Origin of the sequence: Methylobacterium sp. XJLW (genome assembly GCF_003254375.1) — a bacterium.
Lineage (GTDB): Bacteria > Pseudomonadota > Alphaproteobacteria > Rhizobiales > Beijerinckiaceae > Methylobacterium > Methylobacterium fujisawaense.
Map to the genome: position 1 here is coordinate 231,938 of NZ_CP016429.1, position 12,044 is coordinate 243,981.

General features: G+C 69.0%; 7 protein-coding genes and 2 pseudogenes. 1 reads left to right on the forward strand and 8 read right to left on the reverse strand.

Annotated features, from left to right (window positions below; translation table 11 throughout):
* Positions 1-135: 135 nt before the first annotated feature.
* The 4 genes and pseudogenes from A3862_RS01025 to A3862_RS01040 form a co-directional block, all read right to left on the reverse strand.
* Positions 136-1,185, reverse strand: a pseudogene (locus tag A3862_RS01025) (patatin-like phospholipase family protein).
* Positions 1,186-1,279: 94 nt separating this feature from the next.
* Positions 1,280-3,394 (reverse strand): alkyl/aryl-sulfatase, encoded by a 2,115-nt coding sequence (locus A3862_RS01030; protein ID WP_043755176.1) that lies wholly within the window; start codon positions 3,392-3,394, stop codon positions 1,280-1,282.
* An 89-nt stretch (positions 3,395-3,483) separates the two neighbouring features.
* Complete coding sequence (locus A3862_RS01035) at positions 3,484-3,711, reverse strand: hypothetical protein (protein WP_236952825.1); 228 nt, start codon at positions 3,709-3,711, stop codon at positions 3,484-3,486.
* A gap of 97 nt (positions 3,712-3,808) precedes the next feature.
* Positions 3,809-4,420 (reverse strand): HdeD family acid-resistance protein, encoded by a 612-nt coding sequence (locus A3862_RS01040; RefSeq protein ID WP_043350331.1) that lies wholly within the window; start codon positions 4,418-4,420, stop codon positions 3,809-3,811.
* Positions 4,421-4,787: 367 nt separating this feature from the next.
* Between A3862_RS01040 and aqpZ the strand changes: the two genes are divergently transcribed.
* On the forward strand, positions 4,788-5,522 hold the full coding sequence (gene aqpZ / locus A3862_RS01045) for an aquaporin Z (protein WP_043755171.1): 735 nt from the start codon (positions 4,788-4,790) through the stop codon (positions 5,520-5,522).
* Positions 5,523-5,897: 375 nt separating this feature from the next.
* Here aqpZ and A3862_RS01050 read toward each other — a convergent pair.
* The 4 genes and pseudogenes from A3862_RS01050 to A3862_RS01065 form a co-directional block, all read right to left on the reverse strand.
* Positions 5,898-6,545: pseudogene (locus A3862_RS01050) on the reverse strand (BON domain-containing protein); the annotation flags it as partial.
* A 40-nt stretch (positions 6,546-6,585) separates the two neighbouring features.
* Positions 6,586-6,819, reverse strand: a complete 234-nt coding sequence (locus tag A3862_RS01055) for a hypothetical protein (RefSeq protein ID WP_236961651.1) — start codon at positions 6,817-6,819, stop codon at positions 6,586-6,588.
* A gap of 426 nt (positions 6,820-7,245) precedes the next feature.
* Entirely contained in the window at positions 7,246-9,084 is a 1,839-nt protein-coding gene (locus tag A3862_RS01060; RefSeq protein WP_111474287.1) for an AMP-dependent synthetase/ligase, read from the reverse strand.
* A gap of 2 nt (positions 9,085-9,086) precedes the next feature.
* Complete coding sequence (locus tag A3862_RS01065; RefSeq protein WP_236961652.1) at positions 9,087-11,975, reverse strand: AMP-binding protein; 2,889 nt, start codon at positions 11,973-11,975, stop codon at positions 9,087-9,089.
* Between the last annotated feature and the right edge of the window lie 69 nt (positions 11,976-12,044).

Sequence of the window (12,044 nt, forward strand, 5' to 3'; positions counted from 1 at the left end):
CGACGCGCAAGACTGATAAATGGAATACATGCTGCATCTATACCGAATAAACATAAATCATAAATCAATATATGCACCTTGATCTTTATCAAGTTCAGCAAGCTCTGTCATGCGCGACGGGGCGTTCCGGCTGCGTCAGACGCCTTCGAGCAGTCGGTCGAGGTCGAAAGACGGACGCCGGCCCAGATCCGGCCCATGATCGGTCAGGAACGTCGCGGCGCTCCGGCGTCCCTCGTCCCGAAGCATCGTCAGGAATGCCCATTCCGCATTGAGCTTCGAGGACGAGCCCAGCTCGGCGACAACGTCGCTGGCGATGCGGTGCATGCGCATGGCCGCCCATCGGGCGCACTCGGAATTGTCCGTGGGCGCGACCTGCCGCAGCAAGGCCATCATCCGCAGTTCCTTGAGCAGGACCGCGTTGAAGGAGATCTCGTTGAGCCGGTTGAGGATCTCCCGGGCCGAGGTCGGCGCTTGTCTGCGCTCGACCGGATTGACCTGCACGATGATCGTATCGCGCGACTCGCATTCGCGGACCAGGGGGGTGATCGTCGGGTTTCCGGAATAGCCTCCATCCCAGTAAGAGGCACCGTCGATCCGCACCGCCTGGAACAGGGTCGGCAGGCATGCCGAGGCGAGGAGCACGTCGGCAGTGACCTCGGCGTTGCGGAACACCCGGCCCCGGCCCGTATGAACATCCGTCGCGGTGACGAAGAGCTTGATCCGGCTCCGTGCGATACGCTCGAAATCCAGCCGCGAGTCCAGGATCTGTCTGAGCGGGTTGAAGTCGTGCGGATTGAGGTCATACGGGGAGAAGACCCGCGCCATCAGGTCCGCGGCCAGATACAGAGGCGCGGAATCGAGCGTTCAGCGGCCCAGTATCACGTCGAGCGGGCTGCGCTGCAGCGGGCTGAACCGGGCCGCGCGCGAGACGGCGTCCCAGAAGGTCTGGAGTGCCGCGCGCGCACCGGTGGCCCCGTCCCGCTCGTAGCCCTCGATGAGGACGGCCGCGTTCATGGCACCGGCCGACGTCCCGGAAATGCCGTCGATGCTCAGCCAGGGCTCCTCGAGCAGGCGATCGAGGACCCCCCATGTGAAGGCGCCGTGCGCGCCGCCGCCCTGCAGGGCCAGATCGATCAGGATCGGATCCCGCCCCCGCCTGCCCGCCGTGATCGCCTCATCCGACATGGGACCGATACCCTCATCCCGTGAGCACCTCTTCCGTCGTCCTGCCGCCATCCCGGACCGCGATCGGCTGCGGAGCAAGAGCGGCTTTCGCCGGCTACTCGGCGACCACCTCTCCGGAATCGGCCCGGTACGGGTCGGACTGCACGCGATTGGCGGCACCGCGCACCTTGGTGCCGGGCAAGATCTCGAATCGCGGGTCGAACGTCACCATCGTGGCGGCCAGCCGGCTCAGGATGCCGGCGTCGCCCTCGACCTGCGCGGTCCCGTCGGCGATCTGCGCCTCCAGGGTCTTGGCGCCGATCATCGTCTGCTCGAGATCCGACCGGTTGATGGTCAGGGTGAGATCGGGCTTCTCGGCCTGGAACCCCGCGATGTTGGTCAGCGTCGCGTTTTCCAATTCGACGATGAACCGCTCGCCGTTGTCCGGCGTGATCAGGTTGATGGTGAAGCGCATCCCCTCCGCCTTGCGGCTGTCCATGCGGATGCCGAGAAAGTTCAGGAAGAGCTCGGTCGGCATCGCCCGCACCACGTCGGGGCTGCTCGAACTGGCCGTCGCGCCTTCCGGAATGCCGGAGCGCAGCTCGTAGGCGCCAGCCAGGAAGCAGTTGCGCAGGCCGGGATTCTCCTGCTGGTAGCCGATCTGCTCGAAGATGTCGGCGAGGAGGTCCTTGGCGGCCTGGTTCTGCGGCTCGGCCTGGACGAGCTTGTTCACGATCTCCTGGGCCAGCAGATACTGGCCCGCGTCGTGCAGCCGCTTTCCCCGGGCGAGGATCGTCTCCGCACCGCCCATCATGTCGACGTAGAGGGGGGCGCTCTCCGACGGGGCGAGCGGAATCAGCGTCGCCGGGTTGCAATCCCAGAATCCGAGATAGCGCTGGATCACGCCCCGGCTGTTGTGCTCCGGCGACCCGTGATAGCCGCGACAATGCCACGTCTGCTGTAGGCTCTGCGGCAGCGCGTAGACCTTGTGGATCTCGTTGATCGTCACGCCCTGGTTGGCGAGGTGGAGCACCTGATTGTTCATGTGGGCGTAGAGGTCGCGCTGCGCCCGCAGAACCGCCTGGATCCGCGCATTGCCCCAGCGGGGCCAGTGGTGGGAGGCGAACATTACCTCGGCCTCCCGGCCGAACCGGTACAGCGCCGCGTTGATGTATTTCGACCAGTTGAGCGGATCGCGCACCGGGGCGCCGCGCAGGGTGTAGATGTTGTGCAGGGACGCGATGACGTTCTCCGCCATCCAGAGCGCCTTCCGGTCCGGGATGTAGGTGTTCATCTCCCGCGGCGCTTCCGTGTTCGGCGTATTCTGGAAGACCATCGGGATGCCGTCGACCTCGAAGGTCTCGATCAGCTTCTCCACGTAGCGCGTCGGGGCGATCAGGCCTGTGGTGCCGGCCGAGACGCGCTGTCCCAGGCCCTGCCCGACATAGCCGTGCGGCGCCGCCGGCAGGAGCAGCCCGTACTGGTAGAACAGCCGCCGGTTCATGGCGTTGCCGGCGTAGACGTTCTCCGCCACCGTATGGACGAGGAAATCGGCCGGCGCGATCACCGGCACGGCGCCGGACCGCACGTCTTCTTCCTTGAGGATCCCGCGCACGCCGCCCCAATGATCGCCATGCGTATGCGAGTAGATCACGGCCGAGATCGGCCGCCCCTCGCCCGCATGCGCCTGGAACAGCGCCCAGGCGGCGCGTGCGGTCTCCTGGCTGACGAGGGGGTCGAACACGATCCAACCCGTCCGCCCCCGCACGATGGTGAGGTCCGAGAGATCGAACCCCCGGACCTGATAGATGCCGGGGACGACCTCGTAGAGCCCGTAATTGTTGTTGAGACGCGAGATGCGCAGCAGAGACGGATGGATACTGTCAAATTCGTCCTGCCGCTCCAAGAACTGGAATTGCTGCATGTCCCAGGCCACGTGACCATCGTCGGCCCGGATGATCCGGTCGGCCATGGGGGCGATCAGCCCGCGTCGCTGCTCCTCGAAATCCGTGTCGTCCGCGAACGGCAGGCGCGTCCGGGCCTGCCGGAGCACGGCGCGGGTGAACGACGACGGCGGTTTGCCTTTCGGGTGGAAGTGCTCCGGACCGGCGGATGCCGCCGGGGATTCCCCGTCGCCCGCGGCACGCGCTTCCGCCAGGAGGCATCCGGCTGCGGAGAAGGCGGCTCCGACAGCGGGAAGAGTCTTGATGAAGGCGCGGCGCGTCGACATCGGTCTGCTCCATCCCGGACGCGGTGGCTTGCCGTGGGACGACCGGGTCGCCGGGCGGCGGCGGCCGGATCCGGTCATCGGCGCACCGGTCAGCGCCAGGCGCAGACCCGGCGTCCGCGTCGCCACCAGCAGACCCTGCGGCGCCGCCGCCGCGGGACGACGACGACGGCCTGTGCTTTCTCGACAGGGCCGCCGCTCGGATCGTCGAGGGGCTCGATTCTCAGGGGCGCGGCGTAGACGGCACCCGGCACCATGAGCAGGCCCGCAGCCGCCAGGGCGGCGGACGACAGGTTGCCCAGCACGGCACGACGATGCATCGGTTCCATTGCCATCCTCCGGCTCGTGGTCTGATGTCCCTGGCTCCGCCACCCGATCCCATCGCGGCCGACGGAGATCGGCGTTCGCCTATGCGGCTCAACGGGTCGCCGACCCGCTTCCGGGCGATGCGAGCGCCGGCGCGACCGGCGGCGGGCCGAAGAGGCCGATCCACGCCCATGACAGTCCCGCGGCGATCAGGTCGCAGGACACGAAGAGGCCGATCGCCCACAGGCCCGAATAGGGCCATTGCGCGATGATGGCGGCGCCTAGGAGCATCGAGAGCAGGGCAAACAGGATCACCGTGGCGCGCGACAGCTGCGTCGTGTGGACGATGGCCCAGAGCGCGCGCGCCACGCCGGAGGCGATCAGGGTGAGCCCGAGGACGAGCGTGAGGGCGAGCGACGCTTCGAGGGGGCGGAAGACGGCCCAAAGACCGCCGACGAGGTAGAGCAGGCCCGCGAAGAACCGAACGACGCGGGATCGCCACGCTTCGACTTCCGACGGCTTGGCGAGCGCCTCGGCGATCTCGGCGATCCCGGCCGCGATCAGGAGGACGCCGTACCAGAGCGTGCTGACGATCGTGAGGCTGACCACCATGAAGAGGCCCACGATGCCGAGGATCAGCAGCAGGCTGCCGACCGCGAGAAGCCATCCGCGGGCACGCCCCGCTCCGGTCTGCAGCGTTCCAAAGGTGACCGTTCCGCCCATACGACACCTCCCGTCGGACCCGTGGATGAGGAGGCTGTCCCCATTCCGTCCGATCACTTCCGATTGAATCGCCCGTTCGGTCGGAACGGCGTTGATTCAAATCAAAGGCGCGGGTCCCCGTTCTCGACGGCCCGGGCGTCGATCGACGGCTCGGCATGGCCTGCGCAGCACGGGAGAGACTGGCGGATCGACCGAGGCGCCGCGCCGAAGAGACCGGTGCCGGCGACCAGACCCGCGATGCGGAATTGATCTAGCTCAAATCGAGGCCCCTCCCTTCGCGGCAGGATGCGGTCCGGCCCTGGATAATCCGATCCGCTCGGTCGGGCGGGCCACGGAAATGTCGCCTCGCCTGACCGCAGGAGGTTCCATGGATATCCGCAAGTGCGCGGCCGAGGCCATTGGCACGTTCTGGCTCACCTTCGCGGGCTGCGGGAGCGCCGTCATCGCGGCCGCGTTTCCGCAGGTCGGAATCGGCCTCCTCGGCGTCGCGCTCGCCTTCGGCCTGACTGTCGTCACCATGGCCTATGCCATTGGGCACATTTCGGGCTGCCACCTCAATCCGGCGGTGACCTGCGGACTCGCGGCCGGAGGCCGGTTTCCGGCCCACGACATCCCGGCCTACGTCATCGCCCAGGTCGTCGGCGGCCTCGTCGCCGCGGCTGTGCTCTACACCATCGCCAGCGGCGCGCCGGCCTTCTCCGTCGAGAAGGGCTTCGCCGCCAACGGCTATGGCGCGCATTCGCCGGGGCAATACGCGCTGACCGCCTGCCTCCTGACCGAGGTCGTGCTCACGATGATGTTCGTCTTCGTCATCATGGGCGCGACGCACGGCAAGGCCCCGGTCGGCTTTGCTCCGCTGGCCATCGGGCTGTGCCTGACCCTCGTCCACCTCGTCGGCATCCCGGTCACGAATCTCTCGGTGAACCCGGCGCGCAGCACGGGACCGGCGGTCTTCGTCGGCGGATGGGCCCTGACCCAGCTCTGGCTTTTTTGGGTCGCCCCGATCTTCGGTGGGGTTCTCGGCGGGATTCTGTATCGCTGGCTGAGTGAGGAGCCCTCCGTCCAGGTGACCGGCATCTCTCCCCCGGCCCCGGCAGAGTGAGAGCACGAACCGCTCGCCGAGGGATCATTCAAGAACTTTGCTGAAAATCTATATTCACTGTCTCTCTTCGCGACGGCGATCTTTGCGCGCGGCGCGTCATCGCGATGCGCCGAACGTGACTTGGCCGGACGACCCGGGATGTTCCTCCCTGCGCCGGCCTTCGCCAGTCGAATCGAAGGCCGGCGCGATCCTTGATCGGACACCGGGAACCGCGCCTCAGCGGCTCGCGATCTGTCACGCGACGGGACAGGCCCCCCGGTCCGAACACTTCGTGTCTTTCCGTCCGCCAGACGGATCGGTGCCGCGCGCGTTCGTCTCCGGGATCGAGGATCGATCTCGAATCCGCGCCGCGGTGCATCTCATCTTGTCCGCTCTGGCCATGGCTACGATGCGGTCCTCGACGGCGCGCACGCCCGGCACCGACCATGCGGCACGCTCGGCCGCATCGCGCTCCGCCCGGGCCGTCACGGCACCCTCCAGAATGACCCGGTCGCCCGAGACGGTGACCTTGATCGCGTCGGCTTCGAACAGCGCGCTTCGCCGAAACGCCTCCAGGATCTTGTCCTTGACCGCCCCAGGTGGAACGCGCGGTTCGATCGCGATCCGGTTGGTGACGCCAAGCACCCCTGAGAGCTGCCGCACGACGGCCTCGGCGGATCTCGACTGGTAGCGCCAGGGCACGGCGCCCGTCAGGGTGATCCAGCCGCCGCTCACCGTGACCTGGATGGCGTCCTTCGGGAGATGCACAGACCAGTCGATGATCGCCAGCGCCCGGGCGGCGATCTGGTCGTCGGCCACCTTCTTCGCGTCGGCGTAACGGACCGCGATCTCCTGCGCGATGGCGCGCACACCCCGGACGCGGCGCACGGCGCGCTCCGCCTCCACCTTCTCGGCGTAGCTGCCGACATGGCCAGTGAGCGTCACCACCCCTTCGGAGACGGCGACGCCGATATCCCCGGCGTCCAGGCTGGGGTCGAAGTCGAGTTCGTCGAGCACCGCCCGGCGCAAATCCTTGTCGGTCATGGCGTTCCTCCTGAGGCGGCGCGGGCCGCGCGGCTCCCGGTCAGGCGGCGCCGGCCGCCTGATCCATCAGAAGGCCCTCGCCTCGCGCTCGCTCGAGCACGAGCCGTGCGGCCACCCGGGCTCGGCCGGCGCGCAGCCTGCTGTCCGGATGGCCCTCGCGGAGCGCCTGGCGGGCACGGGCCCGGAACCAGTTGGCATTCGCGATCGCCGTGGCCCGGCGTTCGGGCTGATCGATTCCGCGGGCCTTTTTCAACGTTGCCATCGTGTTCAGCATTCCGGTTCGCGCGACACCGAGAGCCTGTCCATCGTGGCGCTGGCAGCGCTCTTCGTCTGTCGAAGCGGTGAAGCAGTCGACCGCGGCACACATTGATCAGGATCAACGCTGCCGCATCCGCCTCCGGCATCAAACTCTCAAGCCAGGAGGAGGATCGCGATGTCGCCATCGGATATTCGACTCGCTGTCGAAGCCCACAGAGAGGCCCTCGACGCATTGACCGGATTCTTGTCCGAGTTTCCTATGATTCCGCGATATCTTGTCGAGAATCATATCGCCTTCGAAGTTGCCCACCGCATCCGATCGGGCGTCAGATCGCGCGATCGTCTGGTGCGTTACGGGATCGAGGCGGTTCTGACGGACAAGTACTGAGCGGCGGACCGGAGCCGCATCAGGGGTGGACCGTGTCGGCGAACCCAGACTTGCTCAGGCGCGCGGCGGTTCGGGCTCGCCGCGCAGGGCCGCCACCGTTCCGGCGAACCGGTCAAGGAGGACGGCGCGGCGCAGCTTCAGCGTGGGGGTCAGGAGGCCGTCCTCGACAGTCCAGGGCGTCCGCAGCAGACGCACCGCCCGGACCCTGGCAGCGCGGGGTCCGTCATGCAGCGCCGCGGCGACCCGATCGAGCGCGGCCCGTCGGGCGCGCGCGTCATCGAGGGCGTCCTCCGCCGCGGGATCGAGACCCAGATCCTGCGCAAGCTGCGTCCACATCGCCGCATCGACCACCGCCAGGACCGACAGCCGCGCTTCGCCCTCGCCCAGGACCATGGCCTGACGGAACAGGGGATCGCGCAAGATCGCGGCCTCCACGGCCTCGGGCGAGATCTTCTCGCCGGTCGACAGGACCATCATCTGCTTCAGCCGGCCGGTGATGCACAGATCGCCGTCCTGCAGCGTGCCGAGATCGCCCGTATACAGCCATCCGTCACGCAGGACCTCGCCCGTGAGGTTCGGACGGCGCCAGTACCCGAGCATCACGCCTGGCGAGCGCACGAAGATTTCCCCCGATGCCGCGAGGCGGATCTCCATTCCGGGGAGTGCGGGGCCGACCCGGCCCGGGCGCGTGGCGCCGAGCCGGAATCCCGTGACCGCCGAGGCCGCCTCGGTCAGGCCGTATCCCTCGACCAGGGGCAGACCGAGGCTGAGGCAGAACCGGGCGGTATCCTCCGGAAGCACGGCGCCTCCAGAGACCGCGAGCCGCAAACGACCGCCGAACGCGCGGCGGATGGGGCGCCCCACGATGCTGCGCAGCAGGAGGCCGATGGCGGCCTGGGCAAGGCCGAGCCGCCGTCCGTCCCGCCGGGCCGCGAAGAGCGCCCAGCCTCGGGCCAGGGCTGCGCGCAGCAGCCAGCGCGTCGGCGGCGTCCGCTCCGCCCGTTCCGTCACGCTGTGGCGCAGACGTTCCAGCACGCTTGGGACCACCAGCAGGATGGTCGGGCGTGCGAACAGGAGGTCCTCCTGGAGATGCGCCACCGATCGTGCGAACACGACGGGCGCTCCGAGGATCAGCGGCAGATAGCACCCGACCACACGCTCGAAGATGTGGGCGAGGGGCAGATAGGACAGGAACACGTCCCGATCCGAACCGGGATTGCGGTCGAGAACAGCCTGCGCGACCGCCAGCAGATTGCGGTGCGAGAGCATCACGCCCTTCGGGCGACCGGTGGTCCCCGACGTGTAGACGATCGTCGCGAGGGCATCGGGGTCGCGCCCGGCAGGATTGAGCACGGATCCACGCGCCCCTGCGAGCCAGAACCGCAGGCTCTGCAGGCGCGGATCGGAAGGTCGGGTTCCTCGCGGCTCCTCGAGCGCGATCACGCGCTGAACTCCTGTGCGCAGCTGGGCGCGATCGCCGAGGCTGTCCCATTGCGCCGCCGTGCGGACGACGACGATGCGGGCGCCGGAATCCACCAGGATGTCGACGGCGTTGGCGGGAGCGTCATCGGGAAACAGCGGCACCACCACGAGGCCGAGCGAGAGCGCCGCATGATCGAAGGCCACCCACTCGATCCCGTTCGGCAGCCAGAGCGCGACCCGTGCGCCCGGTTCGAGCGCCTCGCTGGCCAGGGCGGCCGCCCGTTCGGCGACCCGCTCGGCCATCTCGGCCCATGTGATCGCAGAAAAACGTCCCTCGGCAGGATCGTGCGCCACGTAGGCCACCGCCGTCGGCCGGCGGGTTGCCTGGGCTCGCAGAAGGCTGGGGATCGTGCCCGTCGAGGCGTCCGCGGGCGGCTTTGCGCAGATCCGTGTCTCGGAGCGGCCCGACATGATCATTCCGGAGCCGGCTCGACGGGCGGCGGCACCGCTTCCCGGGAGAGGTCCGGCTCGTTGCAGCCGGCGAGAATCGCCGCGCGCGTCCGATTGCGCAGGCGGATCGCCGCGTGGAAATCCTCGCCGTCCGGGGCGATCGGCGCTCCGATATGGACGTGGATCCCGCTCCGCCGGGGGAACCACTGATCGGCCCGCAGCGCCGACCGCGTGCCCGTGATCGCGACCGGCACGATCGGGGCACCCGCGCGGCAGGCATCTAGAAACGCACCGGGATGGAAGCCGAGGAGGCCCGGGGTCCGGGTAAAGGTGCCCTCCGGGAACGCGACCACCTGCTCGCCATCGCGAATGCGCCCGACGATCGCCGCCGCGTCGGCGATACCCGCCACGGTACCCCGGTGGACGAAGGCGGTTCCCAGCCGCCGCAGGAACGGCCCGGCGATGCGCTGACGGGCCAGCTCCTGCTTGGCGAGGAAGACCGGCGCCCCGGGCAGCACGGCCGCCAGCACGGCGCCGTCAAGATAGCTCGCATGGTTGGCGACGATGACGGCGCCGCGGCTGACGGGCTCGCCCGATACGGTCAACGGCGTCCGCGTGACCCAGAAGAAGAGCCGCAGGCCCGTCCGGAGGGCGCCGAAGCGCCAAGCGCGCTTCGGCAGGACGAGCACCAGCGGCCATAGGATGGCACCGATGACGACGAGGACTCCCCACCAGGACGCCGCGTAGGCTGCCTCCGACCAGAGCCGCCCGATACGGCGCAGCCGCGCCGCGGCCCCCGCGACGGCGAGCCGGACCAGCTGCGTCCGCAGGGCGGCTTCCGGCCGGCCGAGTTCGCCTGCCGCGTAGAGCGACCGCGTCGCCGCGCGACGGATCTTCCCGCTCGACGTCTTCGGCAATGTGCGGGGCGGACACAGGACGATCACGTCGGGCGGCTGCTCGATCACGCCCATCGCTTCCCGGGCCAGGGTGCGGCGCAGCTCCTCAAGGGCCGCGGCGTCGGTGAGGCGCGTCTCGGCGGCGAGGATCAGCCGCTCCGTCCCGGTTCTCGGGTCGGGGCTCGCGAAGGCCGCGACACAGCCCTTTCGGACGCCGTCGACCGCACCCGCCACCTCTTCCAGCTCGTGCGGATGGATCTTCCGACCGGCCCGGATGATGATGTCCTTGGTACGCCCCGTCACGAAGACGTCGCCGCTCGCCAAATAGGCGAGGTCGCCGCTCTCGAGCCAAGCTCCGTCGAACAGGGCGCGCGTGATCTCCGGACGCCGGAAGTAGCCGGTCGTCGCGGAGGGACCGTTGAACTTCAGCCGCCCCTCCCGGCGCTCCGGCACCTCGCGCCCGGCCTCGTCCACGATCCGGATCTGATGGCCGCGCAACGGATGCCCGCAGGCGGCGAAGGCGACGGCCCCCGGAGCGCCAGGCTCGGCCGGCAGGGCCTCGCCGCTCCGCGACAGCGTTGCGCGGTCGATCCAGTCGATGCGCGGGCCCCGGCCGAGGGGCGGAAAGGTGAGGCCGACCGCGCATTCGGCGAGCCCGTAGACGGGTGTGACGGCCGACGGCCGGAGGCCGAAGGCCGCGAAGCGCTCAGTGAACCGGGCCAGCGTGTCCGGGCTGACCGGTTCGGCCCCGTTGGTCAGGACGCGCAGCGAGCTGAGATCGAGCCCCGCGAGATCCTCGTCCCGCAGGGTCTTGAGACACAGCTCGTAGGCGAAGTTCGGGGCGGCCGAGATCGTGCCGCGCTGGCGATGGATTGTCCTGAGCCAGCGCCCCGGATCGGCCAGGAAGGCCAGGGGTGAAAGGATTGCCGCCGGCGCACCGTAATAGAGGCTGCCCAGCCAGCAGCCGATCAATCCCATATCGTGGTAGAGAGGGAGCCAGCTCACGACAACGTCCGCCGACGAGGCCGCCACCGCTTCGCCCATGGCGCGGACATTGGCGAGCAGGTTGGCGTGGGTCAGCATCACGCCCTTCGGATCGCCTGTGCTGCCGGAGGTGTATTGGATCAGCGCAAGGTCCGCCCCCGTGGCCGGGACGGCCGCCGCCAGAGCGTCTTCCGTCACGAGATCCGCGGTGGTCGTCAGGACCCGCAAACTCTCGACGCCGTCGCGCAGCAGCCAGGCGAAGGGTTTGATCGCCGCATCGGTGATCAGGATCTGCGGCGCGGCGTTCGCCAGGATACCGACTTGACGCTGCAGGTGATCCTGGATCTGGGCGCGCCGGAACGGCGGGTAGAGCGGGACCGGGACCCCACCCGCCAGGATCGTGCCGAGGAAGGCCGGGAAGAAGTCGGGCCCGGTGGGCAGCATGAGGGCGACCCGGTCGCCGAAGGCGAGATCGAGCTTCAGGAGGCCGGCCGCGACATGACGCGAACGCCGGTCGAGCGCCGCGTAGGTCAGAACGGTCTCGGTCCCGTCCTCCTGTTGCAATCGAAGATGGGGGCGGTCCGGGTGATTGCGGACGTGGAAATCGAGCACGTCCGCCCACGTGGTGGCCCGGTGCGGCTCGGCCGCCGTCGGCAGCGCGGCTGGTGGCGGAGACGCCGCCGAGGGCTCGCGCGCGGCGCCCGCAGCCTGGATCGCGGCCAGCAACGCGGCCGGCGTCGCTGCCTCGCCGATCAGCCTCTCCGGCAGCGACACCCGGAAGCTGCGCGACAGCCTCAGGATCAGCTCCGCGCGCCCCAGGCTGTCGAGGCCGAACTCCCGTTCGAGATCGCTGTCGAGGTCGACCGCGATCGTCGCCCCCCGCTCCGGGTGCAGTTCGAGCAGGAGCGACCGGACCATGTCCAGGACAGCGGCTCCGGTGGGCTGCGCGACCGGATCGAACCGCTCGCTCGGCAGGCGCGCGACGTTCTCCACGAAGGACTCCGGGATGCCGGCAAAATGACCGGGCTCCAAGCCGCATCCGCAATTCAGATAAGCCGTGTCCCGCCGCCGCGTCTTGATCTTCATCAACACGGGAACGTC

What these genes read in the sequence shown, in the direction of transcription:
- A3862_RS01030 (WP_043755176.1), bottom strand. Translation starts at nt 3,394, where the DNA reads ATGTCGACGCGCCGCGCCTTCATCAAGACTCTTCCCGCTGTCGGAGCC.
- A3862_RS01035 (WP_236952825.1), bottom strand. Translation starts at nt 3,711, where the DNA reads ATGCATCGTCGTGCCGTGCTGGGCAACCTGTCGTCCGCCGCCCTGGCG.
- A3862_RS01040 (WP_043350331.1), bottom strand. Translation starts at nt 4,420, where the DNA reads ATGGGCGGAACGGTCACCTTTGGAACGCTGCAGACCGGAGCGGGGCGT.
- aqpZ (WP_043755171.1), top strand. Translation starts at nt 4,788, where the DNA reads ATGGATATCCGCAAGTGCGCGGCCGAGGCCATTGGCACGTTCTGGCTC.
- A3862_RS01055 (WP_236961651.1), bottom strand. Translation starts at nt 6,819, where the DNA reads ATGCTGAACACGATGGCAACGTTGAAAAAGGCCCGCGGAATCGATCAG.
- A3862_RS01060 (WP_111474287.1), bottom strand. Translation starts at nt 9,084, where the DNA reads ATGTCGGGCCGCTCCGAGACACGGATCTGCGCAAAGCCGCCCGCGGAC.